Genomic DNA, 20,417 nt, shown 5'->3' with positions numbered 1-20,417 from the left:
ACCCCCCTTTATTGTGGCCCTATTTCCCCAAAGCCACCGCCATTAGGACTAATTGCGGGGGTATTTTGATTATTGGTAGGAATGCGTAATTTAACCAAAAATAAAGCCTTAATAGATTTACCATCTTCTAGTTTTGGCCCGTTAACAACAATAAATTCTCCTGCTTTTAGATCTGTTAATTGTATTGCTGGTGCATTACGTAGTCTTTCTATCATTTCATTAGGGTTAAACATACCACCTCGCCCACCTTGAAAACCTTCCCGACGAGCAGGATTTGGACTTTGCCCAGTAGCATTAGCTTGGTTAGCTTGGTTAGTTTGATTAACTTGGTTAGTTTGATTAGTTTGATCTGGGTTATTTGTTCTTGGAGGTCTATTTGGGTCTGTAGCCGCTGGGCCACCTAGATTTTCTGGCATATTACGTAGAAGAGTTTGTGCAGTTACTTGTATGAGGGTTTCTTGTCCTTGGCCTCTTACTATAATTTCTTGTTTTTCTAAGTTGATAGAAACAATTTGCCCAAAAGTTGGACGAGGAACATCACCTGTAATTAGCATTTCTGCACGAAAATTCTTTCCATCTTCGCTACGCTCACCACGTCCAAAAATAGTGTCCCCTATTTTAATTTCTTCAAAACTTATTGGTTTAGAATCTGTAAACTCAACTGATCCTGGGGGATAGCGGCGAACATCTGCTTGAGGGGTAACTGTTACTACCATAGTGCTTCCATTTCTTAACTTCACTGTAGCTTCTTTGGTAGTTGAATTTATCTCAGTAATTTCACCAACAACCCCCCTACGTTGCCAACTATCTCTTTCTTGGCGATTACGCTCAGCAATAGAAGTAGCACTCATTAAAACAAGTTGTTTAGCTTGTACTGAATTTGGTGTAGTTTCGGCAGTAGTATTTCTAGCCCAGACACGATCTCCAGCCATAATATCAGTAAAAGTAATTTCTTCTGCTCCATCCAGAGTTTTTGCATCAGGAGCAACACGTTTACAAACAACATTACTTGCTACATTAACGCGAAATTCTCCATTAGGAGTTTTAATTGTTAAATAGTTTTGTTGTTTATTAATTTCTTTCACTTCGCCTAAAATCCTAGGATTGGCTTGAGTTGTAGCAGGTGTGTTTGTTTGAGTTTGAGCTAAAGCAACATTGCTCCAAGTTAAAGTTAAAAATAATAAAAAAAAGCAAATAATTAAGCGCATCTTTTCGAGCCTCCTAAATTTTTTCTTATTGGTTTGCTCATTTGCCTCATTAGACTTAATCACTTATTTACAAGTTTGGAAATTTACTGGCGAAAGTGTAAATTTTAGATAATTTTGCCTTTTTTATAAAAAAATAAAACCTGTGTTAGCAGGTTTTATTCTTTAGCATAGCTTACAAGTATGAATACTTAAAATTGCCTAAATACTTTACACAGCTTTTAGCCAATTTCTAAACATTTATATTAATTTGTTTAGGCTGCTTCAGCTTGTTGACGTAGTTTTTCTGCTTGATAATAAGTAATAAGTGCTTGGATTAGATCTCCGATTTCTCCATCCATAAACATATCCAATTGATGAACAGTGTAACCAATTCGATGGTCTGAAACTCGGTTATCCTTAAAATTATAGGTACGAATTTTCTCGCTACGATCACCTGAGCCAACTTGTTGCTTTCTTTCAGCAGAGATTGCATCTTGTTGTTTTTGTCGCTCAACTTCTAACAAACGAGAGCGTAGAACTCGCATAGCTTTTTCTCTATTTTTAATTTGAGATTTTTCATCCTGACAAGAAACTACGGTGTTAGTAGGAATATGAGTAAGTCTTACAGCAGAATATGTAGTATTTACTGATTGACCCCCTGGCCCAGAAGAGCAAAAAGTATCAATTCTTAGATCTTTCATATCTATATGAACATCAACGTCTTCTGCTTCAGGTAAAACAGCAACTGTTACAGCAGAAGTATGAATACGCCCAGAGCTTTCCGTTTGTGGAACACGTTGAACACGATGAACACCTGATTCATGTTTAAGCTTAGAATAAACTTTATCGCCTTCAATCATTGCTACAGCTTCTTTAAGCCCCCCAATACCTGTTTCAGAAGAATCTAAAACTGTTAGCTTCCATCCGTGACGTTCAGCATAACGGGCATACATACGGAAAATTTCTGCTGCAAAAAGCGCAGCTTCGTCGCCACCTGTGCCAGCACGAACTTCTAACAACACGTTTTTATCATCATTTGGGTCTTTTGGTAGTAGTAATACTTTTAATTCTTCTTCTGTCTGAGAAAGTCTTTTTTCTTCACTACCAACTTCTTCTCTAGCTAAGGCTCGCATTTCTGGATCGTCACACTCTCTTAAGAGTTCATTGGCTTGTTCCAATTCATCTAAAGAAGTTTTATAAATACGATATTTATTAACAACTTCTGTTAAGTCACGATGTTGTTTAGCAATTTTTGTGTAACGACTAGGGTCAGACAAAATTTCTTGGTCGCTCATTTGTTGAGCTAATTCTTCATATTTATTTTCTATTGACGCTAATTTTTCAAACATAACTTTGCCTCTATAATCTCAAGTAAATTTTATTAAGCAATCCGTTGAGTGTTTTAGCTTTCTAATATCAATCTGCGGCTAATTGTAGAGTAGTTGGATTTTCTACTTCTAAGGCTTTTTTTAAGGCATAAATAGCTACTTCCAATTGATCATCAGATGGCTCTTGAGTAGTAATATTTTGTAGCCAAAGCCCTGGAGCAGTTAAAAATTGAAATAACGCTACAGCTAAAACATTTTTAGTTTTTAGATTTCCATCTTTGTTTGCTAAACATCGGGCAGAAAAACGAATAAATTCATAAGAAACTCCTGCAACTAAAGGAATTAAAAAAATTCTAGCTAGAAAATTCAACAAAAAAGTGTCAAATTTAATAATAGAAAAAGTAATAATACTTACTAACATAACAATCATTAAGAATGATGTACCACAGCGAGGATGTTGACGTGGTTGACAACGAGCGTTTTCAACAGTTAAGGCTTTGCCAGATTCCCAATTATAAACAACCTTATGTTCTGCCCCATGATATTGAAAGACTCTTTTAATATCATCCATTCGAGAAATCAAAGTAATAAAACTTAAAAATAACAACATACGAATTACACCATCTACTAAGTTAAAAAGTAGAGATGGTCTAACGGGTCGAACATAAAATTTTACTTTTTCTAGCGTTTCATAAGCTTTATTTTGCCAAGTACCTGTGTTGTTTGGGCTTTCAATGCTTTGATGGTTGTTTATTAAATTTTGTTGATGGTATTTCTCAAAATTTTCCCCACGTGCCATTAAAAAAATCAGATTTGTTAAAAACAATGGTAGAAAGACAAAAATCAGTAAATTAAACCCAATTGCAGGCAAAATAGCAAAAATTGTAGTTTGAGTATTCTTTGTTGGCGTTTTACCTGCTGCTATTTCTTCGGCTTCAATTGCTACATTAGCACTAAATGTTAAGGCTTTAACCCCAAGTAACATTGAATGTATTAAAGTAACGCTACCTCTAACTATAGGTAACTTTAACAAAGGGAATTTTATATTATGTTGAGGAAGTTTTTCTTGTAAGCTAACTATCTCTCCATCGGGACGGCGTACAGCCACAGCATAAGCATTTGGCACACGCATCATTACACCCTCAATAACAGCTTGTCCACCAACAATAATTTCTTCTTCTTTCATAAAATTTCCCTTTGCAAAAAACTTAACTAAAAGCAAAAACCACAACACTAGACCTAAGTAACGCTATCAAAGTAGCATTTTACTTAAGACTAATATTGTGGTTTTTAGTTAGCTAGTGTATATAGCTTAGTTTGGTTGGATGAGTGGACATTAATTTATTTTTCCTCTCGTGTATTTCACCAGTTCCAACCTCGCTTATAGTAACTTATTTTTGCATAGCGCGTGCGTATTTCTTGTTAAATCTATCTACACGCCCAGCAGTATCAATTAGCTTTTGTTTGCCAGTATAAAAAGGGTGACAAGCAGAACAAATTTCTAGTCTTAATTCTTTTTTGGTTGATTTAGTTTGAAATTGTTCTCCACAAGAACAACTAACAGTAATTACATTGTATTGAGGATGAATTTTCTCTTTCAAGGTTTTTCTCCACTTAGGTTAAGAATTTGTATGTTGAAAACAGAAACAGTAAAGATAGTTTGTTTATTTACTTTCTGTCAAGAGCTTAATCGCTTAAATTATCCATATAATTTTAAGATTAGCTTTAGTTCTTAAAAAATCAAAAATTTTTTGAAACAAAATTTTCTTATCTAACTTATTAGGCAATAGAATTATTTTGCTCTAAGTATATTTAGGTTATAATTTTGTAGCCAAAGAAAATTTCAAATAGCAATACAAATTATTAAAAATTCAAATAAACAAAATTTTATGGAAAATAGAGATCTAACTACTCAAGTTAAAAACAACCTTCAACCAACTTTAGAAACAGAAAAACATAATCCTACTACACACGATAACTTACTTAAAAATAACATAGATAGTGAAAATGCTCAAAGTGTATTATCTACAACTAATTCTAATATAATTGAAATACCTTTAACAGATCTGCAATCAGCAACTTGTTTATTAGATCAACCTATAAATTTATTAGTAGATAAAATAGTTTTAGATAAAGCATTGCCAATAACAGAAATAGATGAAGCTGATGCCCTAGGCAAGGCTATGTTAGAAAACCAAACAATCAATAATCAGATAGCCCTGACCTTAAAAGAAAGCACAAAAGAAGATTTGTTTATTTCTAGTCAAAAAGCAATTAAAAAACAAAAGTTATCAATGCCAAGTCTTTATATTCGCCCTAATAAAAATACTCCTCTAAAAGGTTTTTTACCTACAGATGATTTACAAATAGAGTTAGTAAATTTAGACAAAGAAACTCCTAGTTCTAAAGTTTGGTTTAGTGAGGCTAAATCTTTAACTAGGGATTTTCTTTTTGCTGCTACTGTTGCATTAATGATAGTTATTTTTGTTATTCAACCAGTAAAAGTAGAAGGCACAAGTATGTTGCCTAAGTTACATGATGGAGAACGGATTTTTATTAATAAATTTATTTACCAATTTGAGTCAATAAATAGAGGAGATATAGTAGTTTTTTGGTATCCAAAAAACCCAAGTCAATCATTTATTAAAAGAGTAATAGGTGTGCCTGGGGATGAAATCCGTATTACTAACGGTAAATTATACATTAATAATAGTTATGTACCTGAGCCTTATCTTTCTGCCGAATATACATCTAACGTAATACCCAATCGTTATTGGATAGTTGATGAACACCATTATTTTGTAATGGGAGATAATCGGGATGCTTCTAATGACAGTCGTGCATGGGGACTAGTACCAGAGAAATATATTTATGGTAAAGCAATATTTCGCTATTGGCCTTTAGATAGTATTGGATCTATAGGAGATTAACCTAAATAAAAACGTGAGTCTATAGATTAACTGGTAAAACTACCTCAAACCAAGTATTTTCTAATGTACTTTCCCAATTAATATGACCTTTATGGTCTTTAGCTATATTTTGGACAAAATATAATCCTAAACCTGCATGATAATTACTCTTTTTGGTAGTAAAAAAGGGTTGGAACAGTTTTTCTTTTATATCTTCAGAAATATGTCCTGTAAAATTATAGACTTTTATACTAACTTCTCCTGTTGGTAGTTGTGATGTATGAACAGCAATTTTTTTATTGCTAATATCTGAACTTTTTTCTGTAGCTTCAATAGCATTATTTATTAAGGCTAGTATGGCTCTAGCAATTTGACTTTGATTACCTTTAATTTCCTTTATGTTATCTTGCAAGATTAAGTTTAACTCCACACCTGCAATTAAAAGATGTGCATTTACTAATTCAACAACATCTTTAACAATTTTATTAACATCAATACTTATACTACTACCTTCATCTTTAGCAATACAGAGTAGACTATTTAGTTTAGCACTAGCCCTTAATCCCATATCTCTAATCATTTCCATATGGGATAACAATTGATTGTCTCTAGATAAACCACGTCCTTTTACTAGCTCTGCTAGTCCAATAACGGCCATTAAAGGATTATTTAATTCATGCATTAGACTTTCTGCTAGTTGCCCAAACATAGAATTCATATATTGTTCAAGTAAATGTTGGCGAGTTTCTTCTAATTCTTGGCTAATGCGTAACTTATCTTTTAATTGATCTTGAAGATATTTGATCCTTAAAGCAGCCTCAACACGAGCAATTAACTCTTTTGGCTCAATAGGTTTACAAATATAGTCATGCGCTCCTAGTCTTAAGGCTTGTACTTGATCATCTAACTCAACCTTAGAAGTAACAAAAACTATTGGGATATCTTTTGTTCTTTCATCATTTTTTAAGGTCTCACAAACAGCAGTGCCTTCAATATCTGGCATTACTTGATCTAGTAAAATAACATCTGGTAATGTATCTATAGCTATTTTGATACCTTCTTTACCTTTATGTACTTTTAATACTTCATGATTATGCTTATTTAAAAATCTAGCTATTATTTCTGTAATAAATTTATCATCATCAATAACAAGTATTGTACCCATAACATCCTTAAATATATAAAATCTTTTATAAAACAAAAATATGATTATCTAAATGTCTAAATATTTTCTTTGTTTCCAAATAACTAACAAATCAATAGTTTATTATAAAAGCACTTTTAACAGAAAATTAAGATTTTTAATAATCTTAACTTTTTACTTAACTAATTTATAGAGGAAAGTTTTACTAAATAATTTTGATAAGTGGGGCATTGATTTTTACGTGTTGCATAGCGACAGGGCTGCACACTTAATCCACATTGAAAAGCAGGTGCTGTTTCCACTTGTGAACTATCTATTGTTGGATCATCATCTTCAAACAAAGGTTTATCGCCTACCCTAATATGTTCACAAAAAATGCTTTTTGCTTCTGATGACATCATCACCTCTAAAACTTATTGTCCTTAGCAATAAAAAACTATAGCTTATTTATATGTTTAATTCTTTAGATTACTTTAAGTAATTTCTGATATAACTAAATATTTTTAGTTATAGTAGCGCAAGTTTTTTGTTATTGTCACTACTTTTGGCAAATAGTTCAACTATGTTTAGATCTATTGCGTAGATTCATTTTTGTTACTTATTATGTTTTGTATTTTTTTAATTTGTCAAACTAGGAAAAACACTTTATGCAACTATCTAGACAACAACGTTTATGGATTACTATTGCAGTATTAACAGGAATGTTACTTGCGGCAATGGAATCAACTGTTGTTTCAACAGCAATGCCCACAGTAATAGCAAGTCTGGGTGGATTGGCTAGATATAGCTGGGTCTTTTCTATTTATCTACTTACTTCTACTGTTAGCATGCCGATTTGGGGCAAACTTTCTGATCTTTATGGAAGACGTTCTGCTTATCTATTAGGTATTAGTATATTTTTAATTGGTTCAGCACTTTCTGGGCTTTCCCAATCTATGAATCAATTGATCATTTTTCGTGCCTTACAAGGTCTTGGGGCTGGAGCAATTATTCCTTTGGGATTAACAATTATTGGAGAAATCTACACCATACAGCAAAGAGCTAAAATGCAAGGCTTATTTAGTAGTGTTTGGGGTATTGCCTCTATACTTGGGCCGGTTTTAGGTGGTTTTATTAGTGATAATTTTTCTTGGCGTTGGGTTTTTTATATAAATATCCCTTTTGGCTTGTTAGCCACTTTGGTTATTAGTTTTAGTATGAAGAACTTACCTATTGCTACAACTAAACCTAAAATTGATTATTCTGGAGCCATTTCATTAACAGCTTTAATTTCTCTGTTATTAATAGTTTGTTTAGAATCAAAAGAAATTTCCTCTTCTTTAATAACAATAAGTTTATTACTAATTTGTTTACTTCTATTGTTTGCCTTTATCTATTTTGAAAAACAAGCTGTTGAACCAATATTACCGCTTAGTTTATTTCAAGAACGAATCTTTCTAATTAGTAGTGTAGGAAACTTTTTATTAGGATGTGTACTTTTTGGAACATTGTCATTTGTACCACTTTTTATGCAATCTGTTCTAAAATCCACGGCAACAGAAGCTGGTAAAACTATTATGTTTCTATTATTTAGCTGGATTTTTAGTTCTTTTATAAGCAGTAAATTAATCTTACGCTTTGGCTATCGTCCTTTAGTAATATTAGGAATGATAGCTCTAGTTTTAGGAAACTTTCTTCTTATTTTATCTATAAACCCTAACAGCAATAAATATTATATTTACCTAAGTATAGCAACAATTGGTATAGGCATGGGTTTTGCTACTTTTGCTATATTGATGGCTGTACAAAACCAGGTAGAGCATAAACTACTAGGTGTAGTTACTTCTTCAACTCAATTTTTCCGCAATATTGGAGGTGTATTAGGTACAGGTATACTAGGAAGTATGCTAGCTTTTAGTTTAGCAAAAATAACTGCACAAGCTTCTAACTCTCAAATAAGACAAGAACTTACACAAATAGTTGATAATCCTAGTATAATTTTTGATTCTTCAACTCGTCTTAATTTAAGTTTTGAGTCAATAAATATATTTGCCCAAGGACTATCAAATTCTTTACACTCAATATTTACAATTTGTTTTTTTCTTTCTCTACTTGGACTCTTAACAGCTTTATTAATTCCAAGCAGTCAATCAAATGAATTTAAGGAAATTTCTTTGCTTGAACAAGAAAAAGTCAATACCTCTCACTAAATGAAAAGTGCTAGGTAATTGTTAAAAGAAATGAATTTATATCTACAATTGCAAAGAAAATCATTTATAAGCATAATAAGAAAACAATAAAATTTTTAGTAATTTGATGTGTTTGGAGATTTGCTTATGCTCAAGAATTTTTGGTTAGCAACTTTGACAATGTTATTTTTCCCTATTTTATTACTTGCTCAAATTGACCCTTGGAAAAATCGTGTTGTTATAAGTGTTCAAGATGCTGACACTTTAGTATTAGATAATGGTGAAGTAGCCAAATTAATAGGAATAACCTCCCCACAAGCTAAACATGGTAAAAAAGAAGGACAACCATTTGGAGATCAAGCACGTGCTTTAACGGAAGATTTGCTTTTAGGTAAAAAAATAGAAATATCTTTTGATCGTGCTTATGGAAGTTTAGGCCATAGAGATCAATTTGGTCGCGCACTTATTTATGTTACTTTTTCACGTGGAATAGAAAAAGATATTGCAAACACAGAACTTCTAAAACTAGGAGTTGGATTTTATACACCAGCAAAAGAAGACCTACAAATTGATGGCGCACTTAAATCTGCTGAAGCACAAGCTCGTAAACAAAAAGTAGGTATTTGGGCCAACTCTGAGAAGTCTCCAATAGAAATAGCTGAAGCTGAAGGAAAAAGCTTTCAAGAACCAGAACCAAGCTTAAACTTAATTTATATTCGTCCCTCTACTCCAATATTACAAGGCCCAGGTGTAACCCTTAATGATTTAGCTACTAATCGTCCTACTAGCAACACATCCAACAATTCAAATAACCGTCCCCCTGCTGCTATGAGCATGGATGATTTAAGAAAAACAAATCCTAATACCCGCCCTGCAACATCAAATAACACAACAATAAAAAATAATGATCCAGATGAAGACATTAAGCAAGTTTACGATGTTACTCGTTCAGTATTTTTTTCTGCCTTTGACCAAAGCCAAAAATTAGAGCTTTATAAAGCTGTTAACAAAGTAATAGGAACCTCTTATCGCATCAGCATAAAACAAGAAAACAAAGAAATTACCTTTATTACTACATACAATGGTCTAAAAGATCTAGAAAAACTTTTAAGTAAAGGAACTGATAGTCAACCTACTCTTACTGCTGTACAAACATCTGTTGGTAGTTTTGGCGGTCAATATGGAACTAGTGTCACAATTTCAACTGGAAAAGATGGTGGTTTAGTTCTTAATTTAAGTGGAAGAGATGGAACAACTAAATTTTATCTTACAAGACAAAGTGCCTTAAAAATGCAGATCGCTATTGGTAACATCTAATCTTGTTAGTAACCCGTTAATTTTTATTAATTTTTAGCGGGTTACTATGCTAAACTCCTGAATTATTACATCAATAAAACATCATATTAGCTTCTTTTACTAAATTATATTCAGGATTTTCTTGATTCTTGGCTAAGAAAGTCGTAACTTATATAGGGCTTATTAAAATCTCAGTATTAAATAATAATATATTAATAAAAAACAGGAACAGATAATGGCCAAGAAAAAATGCCCAGCCTGCAGTCAGCTTTTTGCAGAAACAGCGGTCTTTTGTCCAAATGATGGCAAAAGGTTAGTTGATGATGAAGAATCTCCAGATAAGTTTGTTGGTTTGGTTTTAGATGCCAAATACCAAGTTGAAAGATTAATTGGTAAAGGTGGTATGGGTAATGTTTATGAAGCCAAACATCTACATATGGGACTGCCCGTAGCAGTCAAAATTCTCCATCCACATTTAGTTACTGATAGCACTGCTGTAGAACGTTTTCGACGTGAAGCCCGTTCTGCCCGCACAGTTAATCATCCAAATGCTATTTCTATAATGGACTTTGGCGTAACATCAGATAATGTCTTGTACCTAGTTATGGAGTTAATTAATGGTATAAGCTTACAAGAAGTCTTAAAAAGAGAAACTACTATTGAAAGCAGCCGCGCAGTAAAAATAATGCGCCAAGTTTGTTTAGCAGTTGATGTTGCTCACCAAAAATCTATTATCCATAGAGACCTTAAACCCGATAATATTTTGATCCTTGATTATGGTAAAGACACAGAAAAAGTAAAAGTAATAGATTTTTCTATTGCTAAAATGAAAGAAAGTGGCAAAGACCCTAATCTTACTAGTGCTGGTGTTGTGGTAGGGACACCTCAGTATATTTCACCTGAACAAGCTCAAGGTCTAGAATTGGATAACCGTTCTGATATTTATAGTATGGGGATAATACTCTATCAAATGCTTACTGGTAATGTTCCTTTTACTGGTAAAACCTCAGCAATGTTGCTAATGCAACATATTCAGGCAAAACCTAAACCTCCTCGTGAAATAAAGCCGGAAATCCCTATTAGATTAGAACAATCTGTTTTGCGATCCTTATCTAAGCAAGCTAAAGATCGACAACAATCTGCTGCTGTTTTAGCCCAGGAATTGGAAGAAGCTTTGTCTAATGCTCCAGCAGAAGTTCCAGAAATTAAGCAAATTCCTATTAAAGAAGAGCCAAAACAAGAAAAACCTCCTCCACCTCCTCCTGAGCAAAAGAAAAGTTTTTGGCAAAGATTACTTAGTTTGGTCTTCGCTCGTTAAAACCTTAAAATAGCCTCTTTTGGAAGAGGCTATTTTAATAAAATTTTATCTATTTAAATATTCCATTAATGCTTCTCAAATCAGATATTTTTAACTCACCACTAAAAAAATCTGATAGCCTCAAAGTTATTTCTACTCTATTTTTCAAATCATTTATAGCTAAATCCAATACTTCTTTATGGTCAAAAGCCATTTCCGGCAAAGATTTAATAGAAAACCATTCTGCTTTATCTGCATCATCTGCTCCGGTTACTTCTGTTGGAAGATCAGCTAAAAAAGTATGATAGGCAACAGTTACTGTATGACCTCTTGGATCACGTCCAGGATCACCAAAACTATAAAATTGTTTTAATTCAACACCCTTTAGCCCTGTTTCTTCCTCTAATTCTCTAGCTGCGGCTAAAGGTAAAGCTTCATTTACATCTACAAACCCTCCAGGAATTGCCCATTTATTAGCAAAAGGCGGATATTTACGCTTTATTAGCAAAATTTTTATATCTTGTTGGTGTAAAGCAAAAATAATTGTGTCTACTGTAACAGAAGGTTTTGGATAATTTGTAGTCATTTATAATGATTTCTCCCTAAGATTTTTACTATTAACGTACCTTTAGATCTTATCAAACTTCTATAAAGTGGCAAAAAGTATTTTTATCTTAATTAACCTTCAAATTTAAACAAAAACTTTATTTCTTTAATTTGGTTAAATCCAATAAATTTCCAAGCTAGCTAGCCAAAACTCTTTTTGCTACATATAATGTTATGCCACAAAACCAGTTATCCAAACCCCATAATTCTACTAAAAAAATGGCACGTTTAATTTTAATTGATGTAAATCTAATAATAGGTGATTCTAATACACCTAAAGAAGCTTCCGTAGTATTATCCTTAAAAGGGCAACGTATTACGGCTAAACACTTAGCTGAAGCAAATGAAGACTCTCTAGCCACTGTTGCAACAGCCACCTTAAAAGCAGTTCAAGAAGCCTTACCTGTCTCAGTTGAGTTTACTCTACGAAATGCAATTAAGCTAAATCCTCAATTTCTTGATACACCATTGTTAGTAGTAATTGCTGATTTAGCATATGGACGCAGTAAATATGAGTTAACAGGGGCTTGTCAATGTGAAGAACCTATGATGCACAGAGGAATTGCACAAGCAGCTTTAGACGCTACTAATCGTTTGGTACAGTTTATTCTCTCAGAAACATTTTAATTTGTAGAGCTTTGAAGTTGAATCTGCCTTAAAAGCTGATACACACTTTGAGTTGCTTTAGTTAAGCATTTTGAATCTTCGTCATTAGTAAAACCTTCTAACAAAATTTTCACTATTTTTTCTGATAATTTTAAAGTCTCTAAAGCTTCCTCTAATTTTTCTAACTTAAACAAACAGCGAGCTTTACCAAGTAAAATACTCCATTGCTGATGTATAGCTCCAATATTTTGAGCTATTTCTAGGGCATTATTATAAGTATCATAAGCAACTGCATTTTCTCCGGCTGATTCTTGAATTTGAGCTAGTACTTCTAGGGTTAACATTTGTTCTGGCAATTCACCAAAACTTTTTAGCACTGCCACAAATTGTTTTAATTGATTGGTAGCTAAATGATAATCTCCTTCTAAAGCAGCTATTTTGGCTATTCCCCGTTTAATCACAAGTGTAGTAGCTTTGTCCCCTATTTCTAAAGCAAGAGCTAAAGCATGTTGTAAAAGGTTTGATGCCTGATCTATATCAAAACTAATTTCAAAAAGATAAGCATTTCCTAAATAAACATGCTGGTAAACCTCTCCAAGCCTCCAACCTATTTGACGAGATAAAACAACTCCTTTTTTATGAACTTCTTTAAGAGAATCTGTATTGTATTCATAAAAATACATAACCGAAAGCATAGAATAAGCTCGGCATAAAAAGAGTGAATCCCCTAATTTGTTAGCTAATGCCATGCCCTTCTCAACTAATTCAAAACCCTTTTGACGCTCACCTAAAAGCTGTAAACAAAGACCTTGAAAAACCTGAGCATGAGCAAGTAGCTTTTCTTCTTGGAGTTGTTCAGCTAGCCGACAAGCTTCTGTTAAATTAAATAGAGCTTCTTTGTAATGAGCAACTCGCAATTTAGCCCGGCCTGTTTGCAAGTTTAGCTGTTGTTGCCAAAATTTATTTTGTGCTATTTGAGCAATAGATAACCCTTTTTCTGCCCAAATGATTACATCTTTGAAACGCCCTTGATACCAACCAAAATGTGAAAGATTTCCATAGCTTTGAGCCAGAAGATTATTATCTTGTAATTTCTCTGCTAGTTGAAGCGCGCTTTGAGCTATGGTCAATGCTAGCTCTAATTTACCTAAATTTACTAACGCGCTAGCATGTTTATTTTTTATATCTACTAGTAAAGCTAAATCAGCCAAATTAATTTCTTGATTTTCTTGTAAAATTGTGGCTGCTTCTTCAACCAATTGACCAAGTTTTACAACTTCACCCCAAGCAGATTGTTCAAAAGATTGTATTATTGCTTGTTGTCCAAAATAAAAAGTTTCTTGCCATTCCGTTGCAGCATAATGATGAAAAGTAAGTGTGCTTAAAACTTGCCTTAAATTATTTTGAAATATCTTCTTTATCGCTAGGGCTGCTTGTGAGTGTAGCTTTCTCCTTTGACGTTTACTAAGAGAATCATACAAAACTTGTTGAAGAGCAGAGCTTTGAAAACAATATTCATCTATTTTTGAGCTTCGTTGCTCATAAATAAAATGCTCTTTTTCTGCTTCTACTAATAACGGTTCTAGCTTTTCTGGCTCAAATTCTAAAAATTCTGTAAGCAAATCAAAGCTAAAACTATTACCTAGTATGGAAACTTTAGTAATTAACTCTTTTAACTCTTCGTCACATTTCTCTATTTTATAAAGTAAAGCTGTTCCAATAGTGTTAGGTAATGCAATATTTTCTAAAGCTTCGCAATGCCACCAACTACCAACTAAATGTATTTTTCCTTCCTGCACCAATAAACGAACAACTTCGCTTAAGTAATAAGGATTACCATTAGTAATTTGATAAATATAGTTTAGCTCTCGCTCGGAAATTTCTATCTGACGAAATAAAGCTTCAAAATAAATTTTTGTTTCTTCTAAAGTAAAAGATTTTAAGTCAACAATTTCAAACTTCACATATTTACTTTGTCTAAAAAACCAGTCTTCAAGAAAACTACCTGATCGATTTATTTCTGATAAATTCGTAGTAGCAACTAAAAATATTTTTTTATTACTGTTATTTCTAATTGTATAACCTATCAACTCTAGGCTTAACTCATTAGCTAAATGTAAGTTATCAAATAGGATAAGAAGTTTTTTATCTTTAACTAGAGCTTGAAGGATTTGATTAATAACTTCAAAAACAGGCCATTTTTCACTTTCATGTTTTGTTTCTAAATTCTGACTCCATATTTCTGCTGGCAAAGTTAAACCATAACGAGCTTTTATTCTAGCGTTAACACGTTGTGCTAATGCTCCGCTTTTATCCATTAAAGAATCTTCAAAGCGAAAGCCTAGTAAATTAGCAAGCATCGGTAAAATCCATTGATAAGGTTGAGTAAAATTATCCTGATCAAAAAGATTAACTAATGTAACTAATAGATCTTGTTGACTAATAATTTCCTGTAACTTACTTAATAAAAACGTCTTGCCTGCACCACTATTAGATAAAATTATTATTGGATGGGCTGATTGTTGACCCATTTGTAAGATTTGAGTTTGTATTAGTTGGAGTTCTTCTATACGTCCAACAAATTGATCATATTGTGGTGTAGTTGGGGTTAAAGCAGCAGTACCAACTTTTTTATAAACTCCTGTAGGTATTTTATTGGCTGTTGTTACATAATTAGTAAGATTATTAGCTAAATTAAGCTCATCATATAAACTTGCTAATTCTGTTAAAACTTGTTCTATTGTTTGATAGCGTGCTGCTGGTGATTTTTGCAGCATTCTCATTATTACTGCTTTAAGCTTACTAGGAACAGTTGCTGGCATTGGTGGAGGCTGTGATACAGCTAAATTCATTAAGGTTTGCACTAGGCTATTGCCATCAAAAGCAACTTTACCTGTTAACAACTCATAAAATACTGATCCTAAAGAAAATATATCTGATCTTATATCTACATCTTCCCCCTTGGCTTGTTCTGGAGACATATAATTAGGCGTTCCTAAAATCACACCTGCATCAGTCTTAAAGCCTGCACCGCTTCTTAAAACCGTATTTGAGCAATTGTCAGAAACTTTTGCTAGGCCAAAATCTAGAATTTTTACTAATCCATCTGAGCGCAAAATAAAATTCTCTAATTTTAAGTCTCGATGAACAATACCATTTTGATGGGCAATCATTAAGCCTTGGATTGATTGGATTGCAATACTAAAAAAATCTTTTAGCTTAAAACTCCCTTTTTTCTCTACAATTTGGCGTAGTGTTTGACCTTCAACATATTCTGTAGCAATAAATAATTGATCATCAAAAAAACCTATTTCATAGACGGTAATAATGTTAGGATGATTTAGAGAGGAAATTGTCCGAGCTTCTCGAAGAAATCGAGATTTATGATCAATATCGTTATTAAGTTCCTTAAAAAGCAATTTTATAGCTGCAAGTCGTTGTATTTTTTCATCTTTCGCTAAGTAGACTTCTCCTACACCACCATAACCAATAAGCTCAATAACTCTATATTTATCAGCTATAAGTGTATCAGCAGCTAAAGTAGCGTTATTAGCTTGCCCCATAAAAAATCCTTAGCAAAAATTAATTAAAGAAAAATTTTTAATAACTGGTTAAACTCTTTTGGTCGTTCAATTTGTGGAACATGCCCACAATTGGGGATTACTTCTAGTTTGGCACCAGGGATATTTTCTGCAAATTGTCTAGCAAATTCTATTGGCATCAATTCATCGTGTTGACCCCATAAAACTAAAGTCTCTGCTCTAATTTTAGTTAATTTATCATCTAGCCATTCATTAGGATCTAAAGCCGATGCTAAAACCTTTTCTACTGTTTTATGGTTAGATTCTAAATTCCGTAGCAAATAGCTAATTACTACGCTAACTTGATTAACATATTGTACTTTATTATAAAAACAAAGAGATAACATTGACCTAGTTTCCGAAATTGTACGGGGGGCAAATTTAACTTTTTCTAGTTTTTCTCTAAGCTCCGGCCAAGGTTGCAAGCCTGCACTACAAACTAAAACAAGCCGTTTTATTAGTTCAGGCCGTTTTATTGCTAACCGCGCTGCTATCCAACCTCCCAAGGAATTACCTACTATATAAATTTCCTTAAGATTTAGCGTATCCAAAAAACCTTCAACATAATTAACAAAGTCTGTAATTTTATAATCTAAATCTGGTTTATCAGAACGTCCATGTCCAATATTATCAATAGCAATCACTCTATATTGTTGGCAAAACATAGGAACACTCATCAACCAGCTAAGAGAATTTGACCCTAGCCCATGTAAAAACAAAATAGGCTGACCCTGCCCAATATCCTGATACCAAATTCTATGGCCTTTAATTTTAATAAATTTGGCGATATTTTTTTGTCTTTCCATACCATTACGGTAGTAAACCAACTGGCTTACCATATTGGTAGCAAGACCAAGCACTTGTGATTTTACTTCTAACATAACTTTTTTTTCTGAATTTCTTTTTATCTTATTAAAAAATATCTAGTTTGTCTTATAACTTCGCCGTAATTGAATATAGCCTAGGGAAAACTTAGAGCTAAAAATTAAAAAGTAGCTACCAAATTTAGCAGCTACTTTTTAAGGTAAGATATTTACTTTAACCAGATTAGACTTTGCTTAGATGTTAGAGTCCCAAAAAGAGCCATCTTTACGATTAGAAGGTTGGGACGGACTGGCAAAATAATTTTTTACTTCTACAACTACTTGTTGAAAAATATATTGATGTTGCTCAAAAATTGGTTTTGGTGTTTGTCTTCTTAAACCTCCAACTAAGTCATAAACTTCTACCTCAAAAAATCTAAAGAATTTTGGTAGATTTTGCTTAAGTAGCGTGTTAGTTAAATTAATTATGCTGCTACGAATTTGATCTAAACGTTCTGGTGAAGGAGCATATCCATTCATAACATCGCTATAAGTATCTTGTAGAGTTTTAATTGCAAGCTCTATTAACTCTCGTTCATTAGTTGGTAAAGCGTTAATTGGTTGACTGTTAGAAACACCAGTATTAAACAAGCCTTTGACAGCATCAATTGCCTTTTCAACAATGCTGGGTTGAGGTTTAGCTACATCAACTTTTTTGCTTGCAGGTACAACACCTTCTATTTGTCCAAAACTTTCAGATTTGCTTTGTCTCCTATCAAGCATTGGTTCTGCTGGTGGTATGGGTCGTGCTGGTGGCGCAGCAGGTCTTGGAGGTGCTGATTGTGGCACTTGTGGTGCCATTGGCCTGTTAGAACTCTTACTAACAATACTCTCTTTTCTTTTAGCTGTGTCTGCTATTTCTCTTTCTTGCATTAAATAATCGCCACGAGTACGAATTGATTTAGTAGCGCAATTAGATTTACTTGCCTGTTCATAAGAAGTTGATGCTGGAGCAGCTTGCCAATCAGCAGGCATTTCCACAGGTTGAACAACATGACGTTGATAGCCTTGATGGTTAACTATTTCGCTATGATCTACAGCAATAAAAGCAGTAAACCTTGTTAAAATATTAAACCTTGTTGAAAGACTGATAATTTCCCGTTTTAAGCGTTCCTGTGATGATAGTTCTACTCTATAACGATCTTCTAAATCTGTAATTCGTTCTTTAGCCCAAAGTTGAGCAATAGCCGACATAAACACTTCTTGAGGGTTAACAATTATGTCAAAATCCCCGCCTGCAATAAATTGTCCCCTAACTCTAATACGTCCAATATTTCTAGCAACAAAGAATGCTGAACTAGCACGACCATTAAAAAGATCAGGTATTTTACTTGGTGCAATAGCTGAAATGTCTAGTCCGCTATCCACATCTTCTAATCTTAAATTTACAACTAATGGACTTCCAATTTCCCGCCCAACATTGACTAAAGCATCTTCTAACTGCGAGCCAGGAGTAACAAAAGTTGCTGTTCCACTACCAACATTAGCTAAATGTTGTAAAAATCCTTGATTGACGGCTGTATCAATTCCAATTGTAAAAAGTCTAGTTACGCCTAATCTCTGTTGTGCTTCTTTTAAGACTTGAGATTCATTACCTACTTCACCATCCGTAAGTAAAACAATTACTGGTACTCGTCGATAGCTATCGCGCCTTTGCTCAAGCATTTTCATTGCTTCAACCAAAGCTTTATAAATTTCTGTTCCTCCAGCAGCATTAATACCCCTTAAATAACGTTCTCCTTGCTCAAGCCCATAATAATCGGCTGGAATAAAATAATTATCTCTACCATAAGCACTATAATTAGGATTAAGCCATTCCACCCCATTACTAAAAGATTGAATAGCAAATCGATCTTGTGGGCCAAGGGTTTTAAGCAGCAAGGCACAAGCACGAGCAGCAGAAGCCATTTTTATCCCTTGCATTGATCCAGAACGGTCAACAATAAAAACAACATCTCGGGCTTGGTTGTAACGTCCTTCTTCTGAAGGCGGAATAATTGAGAGCATTCCATAAGCTTCACTATAGGAGTCTCGATAAACTAAAAGTGAGGTACGTAGTTTTGCATTGCTAAGAGTCCAACGAAGTACAAAATCCCGGTCTAAAGCTTCATCTTGACGTGCTAGCGAGACTTTAACACCTTCTTTACCAGCAGAAGTTCGTGTAGCGTGTTGAGAACAACAAAGATTACGTAATTCTCCGCCATCTATTGTATCGTCCCAAAGAATTAGCGTTTCAATAGATAAAGAAATTTTTGGATCAAAGTTTTTTGCAAGCCTTGGAGGGGAAATCCTAGAAGCATCTGTAACAATATTTGTGTCTGGCTCAATACCATCTCCAACAGGGTCACGATATAGAGATTGACCTGGAATATAGCGAGGCGCAACAACTAATGGGAGTCTAATTTCCGTTGTCCCATCCTCAAAAAATATTAATTTTTCAGAGTAGGTAATAGCAATTGTAATTTCTTGTCCAGGAGGCAAGTTTCCTAATTGTAGAGTAAAAACATCGTCTCTTTCTTTTTCCATCAAAGCGGCTCTTTTGCCTTGGTTAATTGCCTCTTGGTATTGGCGGCGAGCCTCAGCGCGTTCTTCAACTTTACCTTTTACAATCTTAGATCCAATCCTCATTTCAAAATCGCTTACAGCAGCCCCACCTGGCAAGGGAAAAATATATACAGCTTCTAAATGCTCTTGATAAGGATTTTCAAATGTCTGTTTCATCACTACAGAAGCAACTTGGCTAGCTATTTGTGCATTGATTTTTACATCTGCTAAGGGCAACATTACACGTCTTGAGTTTATTTCTGCAAAAATACTACCTACACCACAAGTTCTTTCACTAGGAATTTCTATTCTAGGGATATAGCTACCTTCTACTGACCAACTCATCTTTTTACCCTCCAACTTTTTTATTTACTTAGTTTCTTTATCTATAACATTGCTAGAGATTTATTTTTTATTAACATCGTTTATCTACCTAACAAGTTCCTATTTGCTATTTATTTTAGATATAAATTTAAGCAATCTTGCGCTATCCAATCATAAAAATAAATTGGATACGTTCCCCAAAACTAACGCGAAGATTGCTTAAATATTTGCAAACTGACAGTATGTTAAAAAATTACTGTAATGCTGTCAAGATTAAAATTATTTAGTATACTGTAAACAAAGTAAGTTAATATTTTTTCAATTTCTTAAGTCATGCGCGTGACGAAATAATTGTAGCGTAGGGTTTCAACCCTACGTATTGTAATATAATATTACAGAGTCGCGTAGCGACAACATAATAAACATATTAAATTCAATAAGTTAATTATGTCGTCAAGTTCGTGACTCTGTAAATACTATACTATTATACGTAGGGTTGAAACCCTACGTATAATATGCCGCCCCGTTGGGGCTTAAGATTAAAATATCAGAAAACTTAGTTTA

At 33.6% G+C, this 20,417-nt stretch carries 15 protein-coding genes; 5 read left to right on the top strand and 10 right to left on the bottom strand.

The window, feature by feature from the left end; translation table 11 throughout:
• Window positions 1–8 precede the first annotated feature (8 nt).
• From IPK14_17295 to rpmE, 4 genes are all read right to left on the bottom strand, one after another.
• On the bottom strand, window positions 9–1,208 hold the full coding sequence (locus tag IPK14_17295) for a hypothetical protein (protein MBK7995069.1): 1,200 nt from the start codon (window positions 1,206–1,208) through the stop codon (window positions 9–11).
• Window positions 1,209–1,459: 251 nt separating this feature from the next.
• Window positions 1,460–2,536 (bottom strand): peptide chain release factor 1, encoded by a 1,077-nt coding sequence (gene prfA, locus IPK14_17290; GenBank protein ID MBK7995068.1) that lies wholly within the window; start codon window positions 2,534–2,536, stop codon window positions 1,460–1,462.
• Window positions 2,537–2,603: 67 nt separating this feature from the next.
• Window positions 2,604–3,701 carry a DUF1385 domain-containing protein gene (locus IPK14_17285; GenBank protein MBK7995067.1) on the bottom strand — a complete coding sequence of 366 codons (1,098 nt, stop codon included), beginning with the start codon at window positions 3,699–3,701 and terminating at the stop codon, window positions 2,604–2,606.
• Between the two features lie 205 nt (window positions 3,702–3,906).
• Complete coding sequence (gene rpmE / locus IPK14_17280; protein ID MBK7995066.1) at window positions 3,907–4,116, bottom strand: 50S ribosomal protein L31; 210 nt, start codon at window positions 4,114–4,116, stop codon at window positions 3,907–3,909.
• Window positions 4,117–4,809: 693 nt separating this feature from the next.
• Between rpmE and lepB the strand changes: the two genes are divergently transcribed.
• Complete coding sequence (gene lepB, locus IPK14_17275; GenBank protein MBK7995065.1) at window positions 4,810–5,445, top strand: signal peptidase I; 636 nt, start codon at window positions 4,810–4,812, stop codon at window positions 5,443–5,445.
• Between the two features lie 19 nt (window positions 5,446–5,464).
• On the opposite strand, the gene IPK14_17270 is transcribed toward lepB, so the two are convergent.
• Together IPK14_17270 and IPK14_17265 are read right to left on the bottom strand one after the other, a co-directional pair.
• Window positions 5,465–6,589: a response regulator gene (locus IPK14_17270; protein ID MBK7995064.1), complete on the bottom strand. Its 1,125-nt coding sequence runs from the start codon at window positions 6,587–6,589 to the stop codon at window positions 5,465–5,467.
• Window positions 6,590–6,750: 161 nt separating this feature from the next.
• Entirely contained in the window at window positions 6,751–6,966 is a 216-nt protein-coding gene (locus IPK14_17265) for a hypothetical protein (protein MBK7995063.1), read from the bottom strand.
• 249 nt (window positions 6,967–7,215) lie between these two features.
• On the opposite strand from IPK14_17265, the gene IPK14_17260 reads away from it, so the two are divergent.
• From IPK14_17260 to IPK14_17250, 3 genes are all read left to right on the top strand, one after another.
• Entirely contained in the window at window positions 7,216–8,757 is a 1,542-nt protein-coding gene (locus IPK14_17260; GenBank protein MBK7995062.1) for an MFS transporter, read from the top strand.
• Window positions 8,758–8,883: 126 nt separating this feature from the next.
• A complete protein-coding gene (locus IPK14_17255; protein MBK7995061.1) occupies window positions 8,884–10,053 on the top strand; it encodes a thermonuclease family protein in 1,170 nt (389 codons plus the stop codon).
• 214 nt (window positions 10,054–10,267) lie between these two features.
• On the top strand, window positions 10,268–11,350 hold the full coding sequence (locus tag IPK14_17250; GenBank protein MBK7995060.1) for a serine/threonine protein kinase: 1,083 nt from the start codon (window positions 10,268–10,270) through the stop codon (window positions 11,348–11,350).
• 49 nt (window positions 11,351–11,399) lie between these two features.
• Here the strand turns inward: IPK14_17250 and IPK14_17245 are convergent, their stop codons facing one another.
• On the bottom strand, window positions 11,400–11,915 hold the full coding sequence (locus IPK14_17245; protein ID MBK7995059.1) for an NUDIX hydrolase: 516 nt from the start codon (window positions 11,913–11,915) through the stop codon (window positions 11,400–11,402).
• Window positions 11,916–12,109: 194 nt separating this feature from the next.
• Between IPK14_17245 and IPK14_17240 the strand changes: the two genes are divergently transcribed.
• Window positions 12,110–12,562 (top strand): hypothetical protein, encoded by a 453-nt coding sequence (locus IPK14_17240; GenBank protein ID MBK7995058.1) that lies wholly within the window; start codon window positions 12,110–12,112, stop codon window positions 12,560–12,562.
• On the opposite strand, the gene IPK14_17235 is transcribed toward IPK14_17240, so the two are convergent.
• The 3 genes from IPK14_17235 to IPK14_17225 all read right to left on the bottom strand — a co-directional run bounded on the left by IPK14_17235 (window position 12,559) and on the right by IPK14_17225 (window position 19,874).
• Window positions 12,559–16,104 (bottom strand): protein kinase, encoded by a 3,546-nt coding sequence (locus IPK14_17235; protein ID MBK7995057.1) that lies wholly within the window; start codon window positions 16,102–16,104, stop codon window positions 12,559–12,561. The two genes, IPK14_17240 and IPK14_17235, sit on opposite strands and share 4 nt — an antisense overlap.
• 23 nt (window positions 16,105–16,127) lie before the next feature.
• On the bottom strand, window positions 16,128–17,003 hold the full coding sequence (locus IPK14_17230) for an alpha/beta hydrolase (GenBank protein ID MBK7995056.1): 876 nt from the start codon (window positions 17,001–17,003) through the stop codon (window positions 16,128–16,130).
• Between the two features lie 177 nt (window positions 17,004–17,180).
• On the bottom strand, window positions 17,181–19,874 hold the full coding sequence (locus IPK14_17225; protein MBK7995055.1) for a VWA domain-containing protein: 2,694 nt from the start codon (window positions 19,872–19,874) through the stop codon (window positions 17,181–17,183).
• Between the last annotated feature and the right edge of the window lie 543 nt (window positions 19,875–20,417).

The sequence above is a fragment of the Blastocatellia bacterium genome (genome assembly GCA_016713405.1).
In the GTDB taxonomy this organism is placed as follows: domain Bacteria; phylum Acidobacteriota; class Blastocatellia; order Chloracidobacteriales; family JADJPF01; genus JADJPF01.
This window is presented reverse-complemented; position numbering and strand designations above follow the sequence as displayed.

What these genes read in the sequence shown, in the direction of transcription:
- IPK14_17285 (MBK7995067.1), bottom strand. Translation starts at nt 3,701, where the DNA reads ATGAAAGAAGAAGAAATTATTGTTGGTGGACAAGCTGTTATTGAGGGT.
- IPK14_17270 (MBK7995064.1), bottom strand. Translation starts at nt 6,589, where the DNA reads ATGGGTACAATACTTGTTATTGATGATGATAAATTTATTACAGAAATA.
- IPK14_17240 (MBK7995058.1), top strand. Translation starts at nt 12,110, where the DNA reads ATGCCACAAAACCAGTTATCCAAACCCCATAATTCTACTAAAAAAATG.
- prfA (MBK7995068.1), bottom strand. Translation starts at nt 2,536, where the DNA reads ATGTTTGAAAAATTAGCGTCAATAGAAAATAAATATGAAGAATTAGCT.
- IPK14_17265 (MBK7995063.1), bottom strand. Translation starts at nt 6,966, where the DNA reads ATGTCATCAGAAGCAAAAAGCATTTTTTGTGAACATATTAGGGTAGGC.
- IPK14_17250 (MBK7995060.1), top strand. Translation starts at nt 10,268, where the DNA reads ATGGCCAAGAAAAAATGCCCAGCCTGCAGTCAGCTTTTTGCAGAAACA.
- IPK14_17245 (MBK7995059.1), bottom strand. Translation starts at nt 11,915, where the DNA reads ATGACTACAAATTATCCAAAACCTTCTGTTACAGTAGACACAATTATT.
- IPK14_17230 (MBK7995056.1), bottom strand. Translation starts at nt 17,003, where the DNA reads ATGTTAGAAGTAAAATCACAAGTGCTTGGTCTTGCTACCAATATGGTA.
- lepB (MBK7995065.1), top strand. Translation starts at nt 4,810, where the DNA reads ATGCCAAGTCTTTATATTCGCCCTAATAAAAATACTCCTCTAAAAGGT.
- IPK14_17235 (MBK7995057.1), bottom strand. Translation starts at nt 16,104, where the DNA reads ATGGGGCAAGCTAATAACGCTACTTTAGCTGCTGATACACTTATAGCT.
- IPK14_17225 (MBK7995055.1), bottom strand. Translation starts at nt 19,874, where the DNA reads ATGAGTTGGTCAGTAGAAGGTAGCTATATCCCTAGAATAGAAATTCCT.
- IPK14_17255 (MBK7995061.1), top strand. Translation starts at nt 8,884, where the DNA reads ATGCTCAAGAATTTTTGGTTAGCAACTTTGACAATGTTATTTTTCCCT.
- IPK14_17260 (MBK7995062.1), top strand. Translation starts at nt 7,216, where the DNA reads ATGCAACTATCTAGACAACAACGTTTATGGATTACTATTGCAGTATTA.
- IPK14_17295 (MBK7995069.1), bottom strand. Translation starts at nt 1,208, where the DNA reads ATGCGCTTAATTATTTGCTTTTTTTTATTATTTTTAACTTTAACTTGG.